Genomic DNA, 19,014 nt, shown 5'->3' on the forward strand with positions numbered 1-19,014 from the left:
CCGTCCATGCGACTTGATTTTTCCCGACCAATCCCTCTGTTTCAACCCCTCACGAAAGTTGGAAGGCTTCTTGCAATAGCCGCTTTGCGCCAGCTTATGGCGTCAAAAGTTTTGCTTCAAAGGAACGGGGAATACCGGTGGATCGCTCTCAGTTAATCAACAGTGCCCGCACGAACATGGCCGACCTCAGCCGAGGCAATCTGGGCGTGCCGCTGTTGCTGCTGGTCATGTTGGCGATGATGATGTTGCCGATGCCGCCGTTCCTGCTCGACGTGTTTTTCACGTTCAATATCGCGTTGTCGATTGTCGTCTTGCTGGTCTGCGTCTACGCCTTGCGGCCGCTGGATTTTGCGGTGTTCCCGACCATTTTGTTGGTGGCGACGCTCTTGCGCCTGGCGCTCAACGTGGCTTCCACCCGAGTAGTGATGCTTCACGGCCAGGACGGTCATGCCGCCGCGGGCAAGGTGATCCAGGCCTTCGGCGAGGTGGTGATCGGCGGTAACTACGTGGTCGGTATCGTGGTGTTCGCGATCCTGATGATCATCAACTTCGTCGTGGTGACCAAAGGCGCCGGGCGTATTTCCGAGGTGAGTGCGCGGTTCACCCTCGATGCGATGCCCGGCAAGCAAATGGCTATCGACGCCGACCTCAACGCCGGCCTGATCGATCAGAACCAGGCCAAGGCACGGCGTTCGGAAGTGGCGCAGGAAGCCGAGTTCTATGGCTCGATGGACGGTGCCAGCAAGTTCGTGCGCGGTGACGCCATCGCCGGCCTGTTGATTCTGTTCATCAACCTGATCGGCGGCATGGCGGTCGGTATCTTCCAGCACAACATGACCTTCGCCGATGCCGGCAAGGTTTACGCCCTGTTGACCATCGGTGACGGTTTGGTGGCGCAATTGCCATCACTGTTGTTATCTACAGCGGCGGCGATCATGGTGACCCGTGCTTCGGGCTCCGAAGATATGGGCAAGCAGATCAATCGGCAGATGTTCGCCTCGCCCAAGGCGTTGGCGGTGTCGGCGGGCTTGATGGCGGTGATGGGGCTGGTGCCCGGCATGCCGCACTTTTCCTTCCTGTCCATGGCGGCCCTGGCAGCGGGCGGTGCGTACCTGTTCTGGAAAAAGCAGAACAGCGCCAAGGTGCAGGCCCTGCAGGAGGTCAAGCGCCAGCAGGAACTGTTGCCATCGCCGGCCCGCGCCCAGGAAACCAAGGAGCTGGGTTGGGATGACGTGACGCCGATCGACATGATTGGCCTGGAAGTGGGCTATCGCCTGATTCCGTTGGTGGACCGCAACCAGGGCGGGCAATTGCTGGCGCGGATCAAGGGCGTGCGCAAAAAGCTGTCCCAGGACCTGGGCTTCCTGATGCCCACGGTTCACATCCGCGATAACCTCGACCTGGCTCCGAGTGCCTATCGCCTTACCCTGATGGGGGTGATCCTGGCCGAGGCGGAGATTTACCCGGACCGCGAACTGGCGATCAACCCGGGGCAGGTCTACGGCACGCTCAATGGCATTACCGCCAAAGATCCGGCTTTTGGCCTGGAGGCGGTGTGGATCGAAATCAGCCAGCGCGCCCAGGCGCAATCGCTTGGCTACACCGTAGTCGATGCCAGTACAGTGGTGGCCACCCACTTGAACCAGATCCTGTACAAGCACTCCAGCGAGCTGATCGGCCACGAAGAAGTCCAGCAACTCATGCAATTGCTGGCGAAAAACTCGCCGAAGCTGGCCGAAGAGCTGGTGCCGGGCGTGCTGTCACTGTCGCAATTGCTCAAGGTCTTGCAAGCGCTATTGGCCGAGCAGGTACCGGTACGCGACATTCGTAGCATTGCCGAAGCCATCGCGAACAATGCCAGCAAGAGTCAAGATACCGCCGCGCTGGTCGCCGCGGTGCGTGTCGGCGTATCCCGCGCAATCGTGCAAAGCATTGTAGGCACTGACTCCGAGCTGCCAGTGATCACGCTGGAACCCAGGTTGGAACAAATATTGCTCAATAGTCTGCAGAAGGCAGGACAAGGCTCTGAAGAGGGGGTTCTGCTGGAGCCAAGCATGGCTGAGAAGCTGCAGCGCTCGTTGATCGATGCGGCGCAGCGGCAGGAGATGCAAGGTCAACCGGTGATTCTGCTGGTGGCCGGTCCGGTTCGCGCGATGCTCTCGCGATTTGGCCGGCTCGCAGTCCCGGGTTTGCATGTGTTGGCTTATCAGGAAATTCCTGACAACAAGCAAGTGACCATCGTTGCGACAGTAGGGCCCAACGGCTGAGGTAGTGATTCATGCAAGTTAAGCGTTTCTTCGCCGCCGATATGCGTCAGGCCATGAAGCTGGTTCGCGATGAGCTGGGCGCCGATGCCGCGATCATTGGCAACCGCCGCATCGCCGGTGGCGTCGAGATTACGGCTGCCCTGGATTACCAACTGTCGGCGCTGGCCCCTCGCGTTCCGAACATGGAACTCGAGGACGAGCTGCGCAAGACCCAGTCGCGCATCGTCAACGCCCAGGCCGAATTGAGCCTGCGAGGCGAGGGCGAAGGCGATAGCGACAAGAGCACTAATCGCCAGTTGTTTGCCGGCCTGCCGCTGACGGCTGCCGAGCCGCTGATCGAACCGACCCTGGCCGAGCCGCGCCGTCCCGCGCCGACACCGGCCCCGGCGGCGACTATCGATACGCGGGTCTTCGACTCGATGCGTTCGGAACTCAACAGCCTGCGCGAACTGATGGAAGTACAACTCGGTTCCCTCGCCTGGAACCAGCTGCAGGGCAGCCGCCCGGACCAGGCGAACCTGTGGCGTCGCCTGCAGCGCATTGGCCTGTCCGGCCCGTTGTCGCGGGACCTGCTGGCGCTGGTCAGCGAAATTGAAGAACCCCGTCAGGCCTGGCGCATGTTGCTGGCGCACCTGGCGCGGATGATTGTCACGCCGGAAATGGAACCGCTGGAAGAGGGCGGCGTGATTGCCATGGTCGGCCCGGCCGGCATGGGCAAGACCACCACCCTGGCCAAGCTGGCGGCCCGTTACGTGCTCAAGTACGGCGCGCAGAACATTGCCCTGGTGAGCATGGACAGCTTTCGCATCGGTGCCCAGGAGCAGCTCAAGACCCTCGGGCGGATCCTCAATGTGCCGGTGACCCACGTCGATCCGAACCAGTCATTGGTCCAGGCGCTGGACCCTTTGTTGCGCAAGCGCGTGGTGCTGATCGATACCGCCGGCCTGCAAGCCAGCGATCCGGCCCTGCGCATGCAGCTCGAAAGCCTGGCCGGTCGAGGCATCAAGTCAAAAAATTACCTGGTCCTGGCAACCACCAGCCAGAAACAGGTTCTAACCGCTGCTTATCACAGTTACAAGCGTTGCGGGCTCGCTGGCTGCATCCTGACTAAACTGGATGAAACGGCAAGTCTGGGCGAAGTGTTGAGTCTGGCCATCAGCCATGAATTGCCGGTGGCCTACCTGACCGATGGCCCGCGGATTCCAGATGATCTGCATCTGCCGCGTCGTCATCAACTGGTCAGTCGGGCCGTCAGCGTGCAAATGCAGGAAGAACCCAGCGAAGAGGCCATGGCTGACATGTTCGCTGATATCTACCACAGTCCGACCAAGCAGGTTGGCTGAGGTAACAATGAATAGTTTTTATACCCTACATCGATGGCCTGCCATGCATTGTTCCGATTGTGAACGCGCAGCCAGTTATGTGGCCCCGTCTATGCAGAACAAGGTAAAGAAATAACATGGGCAGCATGCATCCTGTACAGGTGATCGCGGTGACCGGCGGCAAAGGTGGCGTCGGCAAAACTAACGTGTCAGTGAACTTGTCCCTGGCTTTGGCTGAGCTTGGCCGGCGCGTCATGTTGCTGGACGCTGACCTTGGGCTGGCGAATGTCGACGTTCTGTTGGGGCTGACACCCAAACGTACCCTGGCCGACGTGATTGAAGGCCGCTGTGAATTGCGCGACGTGCTGTTGCAGGGGCCCGGCGGCATCCGCATCGTTCCGGCGGCGTCCGGCACCCAGAGCATGGTTCACTTGAGCCCGGCGCAGCATGCCGGCCTGATCCAGGCCTTCAGCGACATTGGCGACAATCTCGACGTGCTGGTGATCGACACCGCTGCGGGCATTGGCGAGTCGGTGGTCAGCTTCGTGCGCGCGGCCCAGGAAGTGTTGCTGGTGGTCTGCGACGAGCCGACCTCGATCACTGACGCCTACGCGTTGATCAAATTGCTCAACCGCGATTACGGCATGAACCGTTTCCGGGTGCTGGCCAACATGGCGCAGAGCCCCCAGGAAGGGCGCAACCTGTTCGCCAAGTTGACCAAGGTCACCGACCGCTTCCTCGACGTCGCCTTGCAATATGTCGGTGCGGTGCCGTACGACGAAAGCGTGCGCAAGGCCGTGCAGAAGCAGCGCGCCGTCTACGAGGCCTTCCCGCGCTCCAAGTGCTCGCTGGCATTCAAGGCGATCGCGCAGAAGGTCGATACCTGGCCACTGCCCGCCAACCCGCGCGGGCACCTGGAATTCTTCGTCGAGCGCCTCGTGCAACAGACGGCAGGACCCGTGCTATGACCGCAAGCGGTTACAACCTCTACAAGGCATCGGCGCGTGACGCGCAGTACGAGCTGATCGAGCGTTACGCGCCGCTGGTTAAACGCATTGCCTATCACTTGCTGGCACGACTGCCGGCCAGTGTCCAGGTCGAAGACCTGATCCAGGCCGGGATGATCGGCCTGCTGGAAGTCTCGACCAAATACGACGCCAGCAAAGGCGCGAGTTTCGAAACCTACGCGGGCATCCGCATCCGCGGCGCCATGCTCGATGAAGTGCGCAAGGGCGACTGGGCGCCTCGTTCGGTCCACCGCAATACGCGGATGGTCAGCGACGCGATTCGCTCGATTGAAGCTAAAACCGGGCGTGACGCTAAAGATCACGAAGTTGCGGCCGAACTCCAATTGAGTCTTGACGATTACTACGGGATTTTGAACGACACCCTGGGCAGTCGGCTGTTCAGTTTCGACGACCTGTTGCAGGACGGCGAACACGAAGGGCTGCACGAGGATGGCGCCAGTGCGCATCTGGAACCGTCTCGCGATCTGGAAGATGAACGCTTCCAGGCGGCGCTGGCGGACGCGATCGCCAACTTGCCGGAGCGCGAGCGATTGGTGTTGGCGTTGTATTACGACGAAGAATTGAATCTCAAGGAAATCGGCGAAGTCCTGGGGGTCAGCGAATCCCGGGTCAGCCAGTTACACAGCCAGTGCGCGGCCCGTTTGCGGGGGCGTCTGGGAGAGTGGCGAGCGCGCTGAAGGCAGTGTGGGGGCACTGCGACGCGGCTGGTGGGGTAATGAACCGCGCCGGTCTCGATCCGTTGTATCCCAAACAGTCATCGAGTGTTTTGCCAGATTGATAGAAATGGCGTGTCCAGGTGCTGGGCGCGTTTTAGTCTGCTTGGAGGTCGAATTGGACAAGAACATGAAAATCCTCATCGTTGATGACTTCTCAACGATGCGGCGGATCATCAAGAACCTGTTGCGTGACCTTGGGTTCACCAACACGGTCGAGGCCGACGATGGCACTACCGCCATTCCGGTACTCAACAGCGGGAGCATCGACTTTCTGGTGACGGACTGGAACATGCCTGGCATGACCGGTATCGATCTGCTGCGTCATGTGCGCGCCGATGAAAAACTCAAGCACCTGCCAGTGCTGATGGTGACTGCCGAAGCCAAGCGCGAGCAGATCATCGAAGCGGCCCAGGCCGGCGTAAATGGCTATGTGGTCAAACCCTTCACGGCCCAGGCGTTGAAAGAAAAAATCGAGAAGATTTTCGAACGCATCGGTTGAACTGCGCCACGGGGGAGCTATGGAGCATAACGAGTCATCCCAGGGCGATTTTGAATCGACCCTGAAAAAACACGCCGTTGAATTGGTCGCGAGCCTTGAAAAGGGCAGGTTCGGCGATGCTGTGCAATTGATCCATGAGCTCAACCAGACCCGTGACCGTGGCTTGTATCAGGAAGTGGGCAAGCTCACCCGCGAGCTGCATAGCGCGATCGTCAATTTCCAGATTGACCCGCACATGCCGCAAGCCGAGGAAGTGTCACAGATCACCGACGCCACCGAGCGCCTGGGGTATGTGGTCAAACTGACGGAAGCCGCCGCCAACCGCACCATGGACCTGGTGGAAAACGCCACGCCATTGGTCAACGGCCTGGCTGAAGAGGCGCAGGGCTTGAGCGCCGACTGGGGACGGTTCATGCGGCGCGAAGTCGGGGCCGAAGAGTTTCGTGAACTGGCCCGGCGCGTCGATGGTTTCCTGGCGCGCAGCAGCGCAGACAATCGCGCCGTGTCCAGCAACCTCAACGACATTCTGCTCGCCCAGGATTACCAGGACCTTACCGGCCAGGTGATCAAGCGTGTGACCCAACTGGTCACCGAAGTGGAAAGCAACCTGCTCAAGCTCGTGCTGATGGCCAGTCAGGTGGACCGCTTTGCGGGCATCGAACATGACCGTGCGGCAATGCTTGCAGAAAAAGATCCACAAAAACATCTCTCCAAGGGTGAAGGTCCGCAGATTCATGCCGATAAAAGAGAAGACGTTATGTCCGGTCAGGACGATGTGGACGATTTGCTATCCAGCCTGGGTTTTTAAAGTTCAGGTTTTTTGGGTTTTTAGACCTGTAGGAGCACCCCCTTAATGAGCTTCGGCGCCGATGAAGAGATCCTTCAGGATTTCCTGGTTGAGGCCGGCGAGATTCTAGAGCAACTGTCCGAGCAACTGGTCGAGCTGGAAAGCCGTCCGGATGATGCGGACTTGCTCAATGCAATTTTTCGCGGTTTTCACACTGTAAAAGGGGGCGCCGGCTTCCTCCAGCTCAACGAGCTGGTGGAGTGCTGCCACATCGCCGAGAACGTGTTCGACATCCTGCGCAAGGGCGAACGTCGCGTCGACTCGGAATTGATGGACGTGGTCCTCGAAGCGCTGGATGCGGTGAACGGCATGTTCAGCGAAGTGCGCGAGCGTAGTCCGGTCACGGCTGCAACACCTGAGCTGCTGGCGGCACTGGCGCGTCTGGCCGAGCCGCAATCGGCTGACGAAGTGGCTGCTGCGCCTGTTGCTCCAGAGGTCGAAGCGCCTGTGGTTGCTGCCGATTCAGGCGATATCACCGATAACGAATTCGAACAATTGCTGGACTCGCTGAACGCCGTGAAGGCTCAGGCCGAGGCGCCGGCAGTTGTTCCAGCACCCGCCAGCGAAGTGCCTGCCAGCGACGAAATTACCGACGCCGAGTTCGAGTCGTTGCTCGATCAACTGCACGGCAAGGGCAAGTTCGCCGTCGATGCAGTGGCCCCGGCACCCGCCGCGCCGCCAGAGGCGTCAGCGGCGAAAGAGGCGGGCGATAGCGCCGACATCACCGACGAAGAATTCGAGGCCTTGCTCGACCAGCTGCATGGCAAGGGTAACTTTGCCGTTGAGGCGCTGGAGTCGGCCATTGCCTCTGTTCCAGCACCGGCAGCGCCAACCGCAGCGGCGGCCGGCAGTGATCTGATCAGCGATCATGAATTCGAGGCACTGCTCGACGAATTGCACGGCAAAGGCAAGTTCAGCGAAGTCGGCACCGCGACAACGGCCAGCAGCTCGAACGCCTCCGTGGCGGCATCGACCGCCAAGGTTGTCGCACCCAAGCCCGTTGCCAAGGCGCCCGAACCGCAAGCCAAAGCGCCGGCAGCCGCAGCACCAGTCGCGGCCCGAACTCCGGCCGCGCCGCCTGCGGAAAAACCGGCCAGTGAAGCCGAGACCACCGTGCGGGTCGATACCGCACGGCTCGACGAGATCATGAACATGGTCGGCGAGTTGGTGCTGGTGCGTAACCGCCTGGTGCGCCTGGGCGCCAACAGTGCCGACGAAGCCATGTCCAAGGCCGTGTCGAACCTCGACGTGGTCACGGCCGACCTGCAGACGGCGGTCATGAAGACCCGGATGCAGCCGATCAAGAAAGTGTTCGGACGCTTCCCGCGCCTGGTTCGCGACCTGGCGCGCCAGCTCAAGAAAGAGATCAACCTGGAACTGGTCGGCGAAGACACCGACCTCGACAAGAACCTGGTCGAAGCCCTGGCCGACCCGCTGGTCCACCTGGTGCGCAACGCGGTCGACCACGGCATCGAATCGCCGGAAGAGCGCGAAGCGTCGGGCAAGGCCCGTGGCGGCAAGGTGATCCTGGCGGCCGAGCAGGAAGGCGATCACATCCTGTTGTCGATTTCCGATGATGGCAAAGGCATGGACCCCAACGTCCTGCGTGCCATCGCGGTAAAACGCGGTGTGATGGACAAGGACGCGGCCGACCGCCTGAGCGATACCGAGTGCTACAACCTGATCTTCGCCCCGGGCTTCTCGACCAAGACCGAGATCTCCGACGTGTCGGGTCGTGGCGTGGGCATGGATGTGGTGAAAACCAAGATCTCCCAGCTCAACGGTTCGATCAACATCTACTCGGCCAAGGGCCAGGGATCGAAGATCGTCATCAAGGTGCCGCTGACCCTGGCGATCATGCCAACCCTCATGGTCATGCTCGGCAACCAGGCGTTCGCCTTCCCGCTGGTGAACGTCAACGAGATTTTCCACCTCGACCTGTCGCGCACCAACGTGGTGGACGGCCAGGAAGTGGTGATCGTGCGGGACAAGGCACTGCCGTTGTTCTATCTCAAGCGCTGGCTGGTCAGCTCCGCCGCTCACGAAGAGCAGCGCGAAGGCCATGTGGTGATCCTTTCGGTGGGCACCCAGCGGATCGGCTTTGTCGTCGACCAGTTGGTGGGCCAGGAAGAAGTGGTCATCAAGCCATTGGGCAAAATGCTCCAGGGAACCCCGGGCATGTCGGGCGCCACCATTACCGGTGACGGCCGCATCGCGCTGATTCTCGATGTTCCGAGCATGCTCAAGCGTTACGCCGCACGGCGTATTTGATTCTGGCGCAGCGGTGGCGACTGACGCCTCGCTGCGTCTAATGGAGTGTTTATGGCAGTCAAGGTCCTGGTGGTGGACGATTCGGGTTTTTTCCGCCGCCGCGTCTCGGAAATTCTTTCCGCGGATCCGAATATCCAGGTCGTCGGCACGGCGACCAACGGCAAAGAGGCGATTGATCAGGCGTTGGCCCTCAAGCCGGACGTGATCACCATGGACTACGAGATGCCGATGATGGACGGCATCACCGCGGTACGGCATATCATGCAGCGCTGCCCGACCCCGGTCCTGATGTTTTCGTCGCTGACCCACGAAGGCGCCCGGGTCACCCTGGACGCGCTGGATGCCGGCGCGGTGGACTTCCTGCCGAAGAACTTCGAAGACATCTCGCGCAACCCCGAGAAGGTCAAGCAACTGCTGTGCGAGAAGATTCTCAGCATCTCGCGCAGTAATCGTCGTGTCAGCAGCTACAGTGCGCCGGCGCCGGTGGTAGCACCGACTCCAGTGCCAACGCCAACGCCAACGCCATCGAGCAGCATTGGTTATGGCAGCAGCGCGCTTGTGCGCCCGTCTCCCGCACCGATCCCGGCCCGTGCACCTGCGCAGGCTCCGTCGTCGCCAGCGCCGAAACGCAAAGCCTACAAGTTGCTGGCTATCGGCACGTCCACCGGCGGCCCGGTGGCCTTGCAGCGGGTATTGACCCAGCTGCCAGCCAACTTCCCCGCACCGATCGTGCTGGTCCAGCACATGCCGGCGGCCTTTACCAAGGCGTTCGCCGAACGCCTGGACAAGCTTTGCCGGATCAGCGTCAAGGAAGCCGAGGACGGCGACATCCTGCGTCCGGGCCTGGCGTTGTTGGCGCCTGGTGGCAAGCAAATGATGATCGACGGCCGGGGAGCGGTGAAAATCCTCCCGGGCGACGAGCGCTTGAACTACAAGCCGTGCGTGGACATCACCTTCGGTTCGGCGGCCAAGTCCTATGGCGACAAAGTTCTGGCGGTGGTACTGACCGGCATGGGCGCGGACGGTCGCGAAGGCGCGCGCCTGCTCAAGCAGAGCGGCAGTTCGATCTGGGCCCAGGATGAAGCCAGCTGCGTGATCTATGGCATGCCCATGGCCATCGTCAAGGCCGAACTGGCCGACGCAGTGTATGCGCTGGACGACATCGGCCGGCACATCGTCGAGGCCTGCGTCTGATGGACGTTTTAAGTCTCATCGGCATCATCATGGCGTTCGTCGCCATCATTGGCGGCAACTACCTCGAAGGCGGGCATATCGGTGCGCTGGCCAACGGACCGGCCGCGTTGATCGTGCTGGGCGGGACCATTGGCGCGGCGTTGTTGCAATCGCCCATGAGCGCCTTCAAGCGGGCCATGCAAATTCTGGCGTGGATCCTGTTTCCTCCGCGGGTCGACCTGGCCGGTGGCATCGATCGCGTCGTCAACTGGAGCCTGACCGCCCGCAAGGAAGGCCTGCTCGGGCTCGAAGGGGTGGCCGATGCCGAACCCGACAACTACTCGCGCAAAGGCCTGCAGTTGTTGGTCGATGGCGCCGAGCCGGAAGCGATCCGCAGCATTCTGGAGGTGGACTTCTACACCCAGGAAAGCCGCGACATCGAAGCCGCCAAGGTCTTCGAAAGCATGGGCGGTTATGCGCCGACCATCGGCATCATCGGTGCGGTGATGGGCCTGATTCACGTCATGGGCAACCTGGGCGATCCGTCGCAGCTGGGCAATGGCATCGCCGTGGCCTTCGTCGCCACCATCTATGGCGTGGCCAGTGCCAACCTGGTGTTGCTGCCGATTGCCGCCAAGCTCAAGTCCATCGCGTTGCGCCAGTCGCGTTATCGCGAAATGTTGCTGGAAGGAATCCTGTCGATCGCCGAAGGTGAAAACCCGCGCTCTATCGAGTTGAAGCTCCAGGGCTTCATGGATTGATGGGGGTAATGGACTATGGCTCGTCGTCGTCAACATGATGAACATGTAAATCATGAACGTTGGCTGGTTTCCTACGCCGACTTCATCACCTTGCTCTTCGCGTTTTTCGTGGTGATGTACTCGATTTCGTCGATCAACGAAGGCAAGTACAAGGTCATTTCCGAGGCGCTGGTCGGCGTCTTTACCGATAGCGATCGTGCGCTCAAGCCGATCCCCATCGGTGACGAGCGGCCGAAGACCGTGACTCCGGCCAAGCCATTGGTCAAGGACAGCGACCAGGTCGATGCCGGTGTCTCGGGTGCCAGCGATCCGCTTAAAAGCATTGCCGATGACATCAGCGCGGCCTTTGGCGACCTGATCAGCTCCAATCAAATGACCGTGCGCGGCAACGAGTTGTGGGTCGAGATCGAACTCAATTCCAGCCTGTTGTTCGGCAGCGGCGATGCCATGCCCAGTGACATTGCCTTCAACATCATCGACAAGGTAGCGGCGATCCTGAAGCCGTTCGACAACCCGATCCACGTCGAGGGCTTCACCGACGACCAACCGATTCGCACCGCGCAGTATCCCACCAACTGGGAACTGTCTTCGGCGCGCTCGGCCAGCATCGTGCGCATGCTGGCGATGCAAGGGGTAAACCCTGGTCGCTTGGCATCGGTGGGGTATGGCGAGTTCCAGCCAGTGGCCAATAACGCCACGGCCGAGGGCCGCGCGCGCAACCGTCGCGTGGTGCTGGTGGTGTCACGCAACCTGGACATACGTCGCAGCCTCACGGCAACCGGAGCGGCCAATGCACAACCGGATGCCGCGTTGAAGCGTGCTGGCACACAAACTGCACCGACCAAGGTCATGTCGCCGGTACGAGAGAACGCCGTCAATTCTCCGTCACCCGCATTAACACGTTGAGCTAATTCCCGGTCGATCCGTTCGGGCGGGAGGAACAATCGAATGAGAGTCTGGGCAGTCGCCAATCAAAAGGGTGGTGTCGGTAAAACCACTTCCTCCATCGCTCTAGCCGGGTTACTGGCCGAGGCGGGCAAGCGCGTGGTCGTGGTCGACCTCGACCCCCACGGCTCCATGACCAGCTATTTCGGTTATGACCCCGACAGCCTGGAACACAGCAACTACGACTTGTTCCTGCATAAAGGCAGCGTGCCCCAGGGCCTGCCCGGTCAGTTGTTGCTGCCCACCAGTCACGAGTCCATTTCGCTGTTGCCATCGAGTACCGCGCTGGCCACCCTTGAACGCCAGTCGCCGGGCCAGAGTGGCCTGGGCCTGGTGATCGCCAAGAGCCTGGCGCAGTTATGGCAGGACTTCGATTACGCCGTGATCGACAGCCCGCCACTGCTCGGGGTGCTGATGGTCAATGCCTTGGCGGCGAGCCAGCAACTGGTGATTCCGGTGCAGACCGAACACCTGGCGGTCAAAGGCCTGGAGCGCATGGTCAACACCCTGGCGATGATCAATCGTTCGCGCAAGCAAGCCTTGCCGTTCACCATCGTGCCGACCCTGTTCGATCGCCGCACCCAGGCGTCCCTCGGTACGCTGCGGGTGTTGCGCGATAAGTTTCCAGAAGAGATCTGGCAGGGCTACATCCCGGTCGACACACGCCTGCGCGATGCCAGTCGGGCGGGGCTGACGCCTTCGCAATTCGACGGCAAGAGCCGTGGCGTCGTTGCCTACCGCGCGCTGCTCAAGCATCTGCTGGCGGCCCAACTCGTCGCGCAGGTGGCATAAAATGACACCGATCCCTGTAGGAGCTGCCGCAGGCTGCGATCTTTTGATCTGGCTTTGCGGCGCGTCTGAAATCGCTAAAAGATCGCAGCCTGCGGCAGCTCCTACAGGTGCGCGCCCATGAACCGGCCATTGAAGATCACATCGCGCCCGCAACTGGCGCTGCAGTCTTATCTGGACAGCCTGCTGCAAGACATTACTGAGGAACTTGCGCCGCCCTTCGAAGCCCCTCCCGAGGTGGTCGAGGTTGAAGCCGCGCTGGATGAATTCCAGGCTGCGGTGCTTGAAGAGCAAGCTCGCGATGCCGTAGTGGCGACCTCACAAGTGGCAGCGCCTATTCCGCAGGCACCCGTCGCCGTGGTCGACAGCCCGGCACCCGTTCTGGCACCGGTCTCGACTATCGCACCCTTGCTGCAAGCCTTGGCGCCGCCGGCCATGGACGAACCAGAAATTTTGGTTCCTGCCCCTGTCGAAGTGCAACAGGTGCGGGTACCACCCGTGGTCGAAGTCCACCTGCCACCCGCCAACACGCCGCCACCGGCAGAAACCGACGGTCGTCCGGCCTGGGCGGCCGAGCCCTTCGAATGCCTGTTGTTCGATGTCGCCGGGTTGACCCTGGCAGTGCCGCTGGTGTGCCTGGGTTCGATCTATCCACTGGCCGGTCATGAACTGACGTCGCTGTTCGGCCAGCCGGAGTGGTTCCTCGGCATCCTGCCGAGCCAGGCGGGCAACCTGAAGGTTTTGGACACGGCACGCTGGGTCATGCCCGACCGCTACCGCGAGGACTTCAAGCAGGGTCTGCAATACGTGATTTCCGTCCAGGGCTACGAGTGGGGGCTGGCAGTGCATCAGGTCAGTCGCTCGTTGCGCCTGGACCCGAACGAAATCAAATGGCGCAGTCACCGTGGCCAGCGGCCATGGCTGGCGGGCACGGTGATTGAACACATGTGTGCATTGCTCGATGTTTCCGAACTGGCCGAATTGATTGCCAGCGGTGGAGCCCGGCACATGGGTGGCACCAAGCCGCCGCATAAACCTACATAACAGAACAATACCGCCAGGGCGGTTTCTTGAGGGGATCAGGGTATGAATGACAAGGCGACGGCGGCAAAGGGTTCCGAAGATCCGATCCTGCAATGGGTCACCTTCAAGCTGGACAACGAAACCTACGGCATCAACGTGATGCGCGTCCAGGAAGTCCTGCGCTACACCGAAATCGCCCCGGTACCGGGCGCTCCGAGCTATGTGCTGGGCATCATCAACCTGCGCGGCAACGTGGTCACCGTGATCGACACCCGCCAGCGCTTCGGCCTGATGAATGCCGAAATCAGCGACAACACCCGCATCGTCATCATCGAAGCCGACAAGCAAGTGGTGGGGATCATGGTCGACAGCGTGGCCGAAGTGGTTTACCTGCGTCAGTCGGAAATCGAGACAGCGCCGAACGTCGGTAACGAAGAGTCCGCCAAGTTCATTCAAGGCGTGTGCAACAAGAACAACGAACTGCTGATCCTGGTCGAACTCGACAAGATGATGAGCGAAGAAGAATGGTCGGAACTGGAGAGTATCTGATTGATTCTAGAGGTGGCGGTGATTGTCCTGTTCCTGTTCTGGGCAGGCACGCTGGCAATGTTCTTGTCCTACATCCGTGGGCAAAAGCTGATCGCCGCGCAACAGGCCCAGGGCGATGCGCAGCGTGACCAGCGCATCAAGGACCTGGGCAGGCGCGTCGACAACTACCAGGATGGCAATGTGCGCATGGGCGAAGAGCTGCATGAATTGCGCACGCTCGTCGCGCCATTGCCGGACAAACTCACCCGACTGGAACAGCGCGATCCCAAGAGCCTGTCGTTTGACCAGGCGGCGAAGCTGGTCGGTATGGGTGCCAGTGTCGACGAACTGACCCAGTCTTGTGGCCTGACCCAGGCCGAGGCGGAGTTGATGAGCAAGGTGCATAAGAACTGAGCGTACACCCGGATCGTTCCCACGCTCTGCGTGGGAACGCCTCCAGGGACGCTCCGCGTTCCGCTTCCAGGGTGTGACGCGCAGCGCCAGGGGCTTGGTCCGGGCGGTATTCCTACGATGGCGTTCTACAACCCTCAACAGTCTTCCATGCCATTGCCTGTTTCAAGAATAAGGTATCGAAAAAGTCATTGCGAATCATGCCAGCGATATTCGTGGTGATTTCCCTGGCCTCGCTGAATCACACCAAAGGCGTTGCAATACCGCTCTCGGTGTATGTGCTCGGCATAAATTCAGGGTGGGTAGGTGGCAAAGCGTTTCTACCCGAATCACAGTGGGGAACTCAAGGGAGGGTTTGGTGCTGGGAGGCACGATCAAGGTGTTGATTGTGTATTAGTGTTTCTTTGCCTGGCGTTACTACAGTGGCTGCCAGGAGGCAATGCATACCGAGCGAGCCAATGAAACCACGGCGGTGGCGTGGTCTGCGCTCGGGGTAGGACTTATCAATGGCTTGATGTCCGGTCGTAGCCATTTGCTATTACATTACTTTTGATAGTTGCGCTGTTTTATCAGGAACCTTAATTTTGTCGTCGAACTTACGTAGTTGGTTCGATAACTAATTTATTGATTTCTATTTTAAGGATTATATAGCATGGAGCAGGAACTAACTCGTTATACAGGATTCGTCGAGACTTTTGAGTTGGAGTATCCGTGTTTGACCATAACGGCCGGCGCGAAAGGAACAGTTCGGGCCTCATTTAATGGTGTTCTCTGTGAACTGCGCGGGCGTGACTTAATGGGCATGGAATATCTGTTGCCACTTGTTGGTTCACGTATTTCTTTTAATATCTACACAATGCAAGGTAGAAGAATTGCGGGTGATATTAGGCCGGAAGTAAGTGATAGCGATGCCTGATTGAGGTATTGCTCAAAGTTGTCACGATGGCTGTCACTTCAAATGAGTGGCAGCCAACACGTTGTCGTTTTAATAATTATCCCCCCGCTCAGTTATATCGCGTTCCACTATCCCTCCATCCGGGTCCTGCCCCACCGGAAACTTACCCTTCAAATTCCACGCAAACGCAATGATCTCGGCAACCGTCAGATAAAGCTCCTGCGGAATACTGTCCCCCAACTCCATCCGCGCCAGCAGGCTCACCAGTTCGGCGTTCTCATAGATCGGCACTTCGCAGTCGCGAGCGATGCGCAGGATTTCTTCCGCCAGTTCTTCGTCGCCCTTGGCCGAGAGGGTAGGGGCGTGGGTGCCGTCGTACTTGAGGGCGATGGCCTGGCGGGGAGCGTTGGGGTTTTTCATGCGTTTTCGTCGACCCAGCGTTGTTCGAGACGGGTTTGCGGACCTTGGGGTGGTTTGCCGAGGTGGCAGTCGAGATCGCCGACGTTCAGCCCGGCGGCCAGCATTCGCTGGCGCAATGCCGCCAGGTTGCTTTCAATCAGGCTGGCGGTGTAGGCGCGTTCGGCCCAGAGCTGGCTGCTGAGGCTGCCCTGGATCAGTTGTGCCTGAACCTGCAACGGCCCGAGCGGTTCCATGTCGAACGCCAGTTCGATGCGCCACAGTTGTTGCTTGGGCGCTCGTTCCTCCTGGCGTTCCTTGGGTTGTTCTCTTTCGGGGGCCTCCTCGCGCTGGAACTTGACCTGCAACGGCACGATGTCCTGCAGGTTGCGCATCGGAATCTCCAACTGCCAGGTACTCATCAATCGCCCATCCGGTGTGACGCCGGACTGCTCAAGGCTCGACAGTTGGTGGCTTTGCAGGCGTGAGACCGCCGCAGCGGCCAGGCGCAACAGATGCTCCAGGTCGTCTTCGCCGTCGGCGCTTTGCAACAGCCGCTCAGGCAACGGAAAACCAGTCGGCGACGGCTTGGCGCTGACCTGGCCGAGCATGCCCAGGGCATTGCGCACGAAACTCGGCATGGCCTGGGCCAGGGTGTTGGCGGCGATGATCGCACTGAGCTGGGTGCTGGCCGGCAGCCCGGATGACAACTGGCCGATCAGTTTGAGCAGGTCGCCTTTCATGTCGGGCGCCAGGTTCTGGCCGCCCAGCAATTTCGACTCCAGGAAGGCTCCGCTGCTGGCCAGCGCCTGGGCCAGGCCTTTGGCGCTGCTCAATTGCTGGATGTCCGGCAGCCCGGCGAGCAATCTGTCCACGGCCGTGCGCAGCTCGCTTGAAGTCTGCGTCGAGGCTGGCAGGTTTTGCAGCTGTTTGAGCAAACTATCCAGCGAACCCTGGCGGCTTTGTTGGCTGAGCAATTGCTGGGTCACGGCCAGTTGCTCCTGGCGGCTGCTCAAGGGCACGAACTTGAGGGTCTGGCCATCCTGTACCTGTGCGCTGAGCAACGTGCCGATGCGCAACGGTTGCGAGCTGTCGATGCTGAGGGTGCTGCCGCTCAGCGCTGTATTGAGCAGGCTGACCATCGAGCGAAACACCGTGGCTTGCCCCGGTACAGTCGGCAACACCTGGGAGGTCAGCACCTTACCCTGCAGCAGGGTGCCCACCGGCATTTTCGCAGTGTCGATACGGGTGAGGGTGGCGACGCTGGCGGCGATAGCTTGCTGCACGGTGACCGCCAGGTTGCCCGCCGAAGGCTGGGTAACCGCGATGCTGCTGCCTTGGGCCAGGGGTTGATTGCTGATGGCCTGGAGCGTGGTCTGCCGGCCGCTCTCGAGAGTGAGCTTGAGCAGCAATTGAAAGGCCTGATCCGCCTGTTTGAGCGACAGCACTTCAGCTTTGGCGGTCTGGCCTGCGCTGATCAGGCCCTCCATCGGCGTCAGCAGCTTGAGCAACTCGCCACTGACCGCTGGCGCACGCGGGGTCGTCGCGGTGGCCTGCGGTAGGGGGAGGATGTTCATTTCGCCTGTCATACGCGGTCACAACCTTGGGAAATTGCACGCTTGAGAGTAGGAAATGGCATGTATAATGCCGCCCCGTTGTATACAGAATGCGGAAAATTTCCCAGTTAATTGACGCAGCTCTCTCGTCCGGGCCGCCAATACCTTTATTCTGCATCTCTTTAACGGCCGCGCCAGCGCCGACTTGAACCGTATAAGGCCCGTGAACCCTTGACCAGTCCAGTCTTGCAAACCGTTGCCCTTGCTTGTGAGCGAGACCTTCGGCTGCTCTTCGAAAATCTCGATTTGAGAATGGCCAGTGGCGAAATGGTACAAATCAGCGGTCCCAACGGCAGTGGCAAGACCAGCCTGTTGCGCCTGTTGTCCGGTCTGATGCACCCGACCGCCGGTCAAGTACTGCTTAACGGTCAGCCGCTGAGCGAGCAACGCACAGAACTTGCACGCAATCTCTTGTGGATCGGCCATGCCGCCGGCATCAAGGATTTGCTGACGGCGCAAGAGAACCTGAGCTGGCTGTGTGCCCTGCATCAACCGGCTTCCCATGAGGCGATCTGGCAGGCTTTGGCCGCAGTCGGGCTGCGCGGTTTCGAGGATGTTCCCTGCCATACGCTGTCCGCGGGTCAACAGCGCCGAGTGGCGCTGGCGCGGCTTTATCTGGACAGCCCACCGTTGTGGATACTCGATGAGCCCTTTACCGCCCTCGACAAGCAAGGCGTGGCGCAGCTCGAAGAACACTTGGCAGGCCACTGCGAGCGCGGTGGCATGGTGGTCTTGACCACTCACCACACGCTGAGCCGCGTGCCGGCCGCGTACCGCGACATTGATCTGGGGAACTGGGCCGTATGAGTGTTTTTGGCCTGTTGGTTGCCCGCGAAGCCCGTCTGTTGTTCCGCCGTCCGGCTGAACTGGCCAACCCGCTGGTGTTCTTCGCCATCGTCGTTTCGCTGTTCCCCCTCGCGGTCGGTCCCGAGTCTCAATTGTTGCAAACCTTGTCTCCGGGACTGGTCTGGGTGGCGGCCCTTTTATCGGTCCTGCTCTCGCTGGACGGGCTTTTCCGCAGTGATTTCGAGGACGGATCGCTGGAACAGTGGGTCCTTTCGCCGCACCCCCTGGCTCTTCTGGTTTTGGCCAAGGTACTGGCACACTGGGCGTTTTCCGGCCTGGCACTGGTTTTGCTCGCGCCTTTGCTGGCGTTGATGCTCGGTTTGCCTGCCGCCTGTCTGCCGGTGTTGCTGCTTTCTTTATTGCTGGGTACACCGGTACTGAGCCTGCTCGGTGCGGTGGGCGCGGCGTTGACGGTAGGTTTGAAGCGTGGCGGGCTGTTGCTGGCGTTGCTGATCCTGCCGTTGTACATCCCGGTATTGATTCTTGGCAGTGGCGCCTTGCAGGCAGCCTTGCAGGGCATGCCGGCGACCGGTTATCTGTTGTGGCTTGGGAGCCTGACCGCCCTGGCGATAACCCTGACACCCTTTGCAATAGCCGCTGGCCTGAAGATCAGCGTCGGCGAATAATGAGGTCTGGTCAAAATTTGACCAGTAAAGACCCTATGGCTGTCTCGCGATAGCG

General features: G+C 60.3%; 19 protein-coding genes. 17 read left to right on the forward strand and 2 right to left on the reverse strand.

Going from position 1 to position 19,014, the window contains the following annotated elements; translation table 11 throughout:
• The first annotated feature begins 137 nt into the window (after positions 1–137).
• From flhA to AC3WWR_RS14990, 15 genes are all read left to right on the forward strand, one after another.
• Positions 138–2,267: a flagellar biosynthesis protein FlhA gene (flhA, locus tag AC3WWR_RS14920; protein ID WP_020796972.1), complete on the forward strand. Its 2,130-nt coding sequence runs from the start codon at positions 138–140 to the stop codon at positions 2,265–2,267.
• A gap of 11 nt (positions 2,268–2,278) precedes the next feature.
• Entirely contained in the window at positions 2,279–3,610 is a 1,332-nt protein-coding gene (gene flhF, locus AC3WWR_RS14925; RefSeq protein WP_083348439.1) for a flagellar biosynthesis GTPase FlhF, read from the forward strand.
• A gap of 116 nt (positions 3,611–3,726) precedes the next feature.
• The gene (gene fleN, locus AC3WWR_RS14930; protein ID WP_007975361.1) at positions 3,727–4,557 is read left to right on the forward strand and encodes a flagellar synthesis regulator FleN; all 831 of its coding nucleotides are present in this window, start codon (positions 3,727–3,729) and stop codon (positions 4,555–4,557) included.
• On the forward strand, positions 4,554–5,294 hold the full coding sequence (fliA, locus tag AC3WWR_RS14935; protein ID WP_008001745.1) for an RNA polymerase sigma factor FliA: 741 nt from the start codon (positions 4,554–4,556) through the stop codon (positions 5,292–5,294). Before fleN ends, fliA begins: the two co-directional genes overlap by 4 nt.
• 166 nt (positions 5,295–5,460) lie before the next feature.
• Positions 5,461–5,832, forward strand: a complete 372-nt coding sequence (locus tag AC3WWR_RS14940; RefSeq protein ID WP_003183998.1) for a chemotaxis response regulator CheY — start codon at positions 5,461–5,463, stop codon at positions 5,830–5,832.
• 19 nt (positions 5,833–5,851) lie between these two features.
• On the forward strand, positions 5,852–6,640 hold the full coding sequence (locus AC3WWR_RS14945; protein ID WP_020796974.1) for a protein phosphatase CheZ: 789 nt from the start codon (positions 5,852–5,854) through the stop codon (positions 6,638–6,640).
• Between the two features lie 45 nt (positions 6,641–6,685).
• The gene (locus tag AC3WWR_RS14950; RefSeq protein WP_492598832.1) at positions 6,686–8,950 is read left to right on the forward strand and encodes a chemotaxis protein CheA; all 2,265 of its coding nucleotides are present in this window, start codon (positions 6,686–6,688) and stop codon (positions 8,948–8,950) included.
• 51 nt (positions 8,951–9,001) lie between these two features.
• A complete protein-coding gene (locus AC3WWR_RS14955) occupies positions 9,002–10,144 on the forward strand; it encodes a protein-glutamate methylesterase/protein-glutamine glutaminase (protein WP_020797022.1) in 1,143 nt (380 codons plus the stop codon).
• Complete coding sequence (locus AC3WWR_RS14960; RefSeq protein ID WP_020796976.1) at positions 10,144–10,884, forward strand: flagellar motor protein; 741 nt, start codon at positions 10,144–10,146, stop codon at positions 10,882–10,884. The genes AC3WWR_RS14955 and AC3WWR_RS14960 overlap by 1 nt, the downstream gene beginning before the upstream one ends.
• A gap of 15 nt (positions 10,885–10,899) precedes the next feature.
• Positions 10,900–11,790 carry a flagellar motor protein MotD gene (motD, locus tag AC3WWR_RS14965; RefSeq protein WP_020796977.1) on the forward strand — a complete coding sequence of 297 codons (891 nt, stop codon included), beginning with the start codon at positions 10,900–10,902 and terminating at the stop codon, positions 11,788–11,790.
• A 42-nt stretch (positions 11,791–11,832) separates the two neighbouring features.
• The gene (locus AC3WWR_RS14970; RefSeq protein ID WP_046819343.1) at positions 11,833–12,621 is read left to right on the forward strand and encodes a ParA family protein; all 789 of its coding nucleotides are present in this window, start codon (positions 11,833–11,835) and stop codon (positions 12,619–12,621) included.
• A gap of 117 nt (positions 12,622–12,738) precedes the next feature.
• On the forward strand, positions 12,739–13,662 hold the full coding sequence (locus AC3WWR_RS14975; protein ID WP_492598833.1) for a CheW domain-containing protein: 924 nt from the start codon (positions 12,739–12,741) through the stop codon (positions 13,660–13,662).
• 42 nt (positions 13,663–13,704) lie between these two features.
• The gene (locus AC3WWR_RS14980) at positions 13,705–14,190 is read left to right on the forward strand and encodes a chemotaxis protein CheW (RefSeq protein ID WP_007980742.1); all 486 of its coding nucleotides are present in this window, start codon (positions 13,705–13,707) and stop codon (positions 14,188–14,190) included.
• The gene (locus AC3WWR_RS14985) at positions 14,191–14,583 is read left to right on the forward strand and encodes a DUF2802 domain-containing protein (protein WP_020796980.1); all 393 of its coding nucleotides are present in this window, start codon (positions 14,191–14,193) and stop codon (positions 14,581–14,583) included.
• Between the two features lie 649 nt (positions 14,584–15,232).
• A complete protein-coding gene (locus tag AC3WWR_RS14990) occupies positions 15,233–15,496 on the forward strand; it encodes a hypothetical protein (RefSeq protein ID WP_492598834.1) in 264 nt (87 codons plus the stop codon).
• 69 nt (positions 15,497–15,565) lie between these two features.
• On the opposite strand, the gene AC3WWR_RS14995 is transcribed toward AC3WWR_RS14990, so the two are convergent.
• Positions 15,566–15,895 (reverse strand): EscU/YscU/HrcU family type III secretion system export apparatus switch protein, encoded by a 330-nt coding sequence (locus AC3WWR_RS14995; protein WP_151140986.1) that lies wholly within the window; start codon positions 15,893–15,895, stop codon positions 15,566–15,568.
• Positions 15,892–17,460, reverse strand: a complete 1,569-nt coding sequence (gene fliK / locus AC3WWR_RS15000; protein WP_151140988.1) for a flagellar hook-length control protein FliK — start codon at positions 17,458–17,460, stop codon at positions 15,892–15,894. The genes AC3WWR_RS14995 and fliK overlap by 4 nt, the downstream gene beginning before the upstream one ends.
• 198 nt (positions 17,461–17,658) lie before the next feature.
• Here fliK and ccmA point away from each other — a divergent pair, with 198 nt between their 5' ends.
• Together ccmA and ccmB are read left to right on the forward strand one after the other, a co-directional pair.
• Entirely contained in the window at positions 17,659–18,294 is a 636-nt protein-coding gene (ccmA, locus tag AC3WWR_RS15005) for a cytochrome c biogenesis heme-transporting ATPase CcmA (protein ID WP_033044070.1), read from the forward strand.
• A complete protein-coding gene (gene ccmB / locus AC3WWR_RS15010) occupies positions 18,291–18,959 on the forward strand; it encodes a heme exporter protein CcmB (protein WP_007980754.1) in 669 nt (222 codons plus the stop codon). The genes ccmA and ccmB overlap by 4 nt, the downstream gene beginning before the upstream one ends.
• Positions 18,960–19,014: the final 55 nt, after the last annotated feature.

Source organism: Pseudomonas sp. EB271-G4-1 (assembly GCF_058791355.1).

Coding starts and splice junctions, on each gene's coding strand:
- flhF (WP_083348439.1), top strand. CDS start 2,279: ATGCAAGTTAAGCGTTTCTTCGCCGCCGATATGCGTCAGGCCATGAAG.
- fleN (WP_007975361.1), top strand. CDS start 3,727: ATGGGCAGCATGCATCCTGTACAGGTGATCGCGGTGACCGGCGGCAAA.
- fliA (WP_008001745.1), top strand. CDS start 4,554: ATGACCGCAAGCGGTTACAACCTCTACAAGGCATCGGCGCGTGACGCG.
- AC3WWR_RS14940 (WP_003183998.1), top strand. CDS start 5,461: ATGAAAATCCTCATCGTTGATGACTTCTCAACGATGCGGCGGATCATC.
- AC3WWR_RS14945 (WP_020796974.1), top strand. CDS start 5,852: ATGGAGCATAACGAGTCATCCCAGGGCGATTTTGAATCGACCCTGAAA.
- AC3WWR_RS14950 (WP_492598832.1), top strand. CDS start 6,686: ATGAGCTTCGGCGCCGATGAAGAGATCCTTCAGGATTTCCTGGTTGAG.
- AC3WWR_RS14955 (WP_020797022.1), top strand. CDS start 9,002: ATGGCAGTCAAGGTCCTGGTGGTGGACGATTCGGGTTTTTTCCGCCGC.
- AC3WWR_RS14960 (WP_020796976.1), top strand. CDS start 10,144: ATGGACGTTTTAAGTCTCATCGGCATCATCATGGCGTTCGTCGCCATC.
- motD (WP_020796977.1), top strand. CDS start 10,900: ATGGCTCGTCGTCGTCAACATGATGAACATGTAAATCATGAACGTTGG.
- AC3WWR_RS14970 (WP_046819343.1), top strand. CDS start 11,833: ATGAGAGTCTGGGCAGTCGCCAATCAAAAGGGTGGTGTCGGTAAAACC.
- AC3WWR_RS14975 (WP_492598833.1), top strand. CDS start 12,739: ATGAACCGGCCATTGAAGATCACATCGCGCCCGCAACTGGCGCTGCAG.
- AC3WWR_RS14980 (WP_007980742.1), top strand. CDS start 13,705: ATGAATGACAAGGCGACGGCGGCAAAGGGTTCCGAAGATCCGATCCTG.
- AC3WWR_RS14990 (WP_492598834.1), top strand. CDS start 15,233: ATGGAGCAGGAACTAACTCGTTATACAGGATTCGTCGAGACTTTTGAG.
- AC3WWR_RS14995 (WP_151140986.1), bottom strand. CDS start 15,895: ATGAAAAACCCCAACGCTCCCCGCCAGGCCATCGCCCTCAAGTACGAC.
- fliK (WP_151140988.1), bottom strand. CDS start 17,460: ATGACAGGCGAAATGAACATCCTCCCCCTACCGCAGGCCACCGCGACG.
- ccmB (WP_007980754.1), top strand. CDS start 18,291: ATGAGTGTTTTTGGCCTGTTGGTTGCCCGCGAAGCCCGTCTGTTGTTC.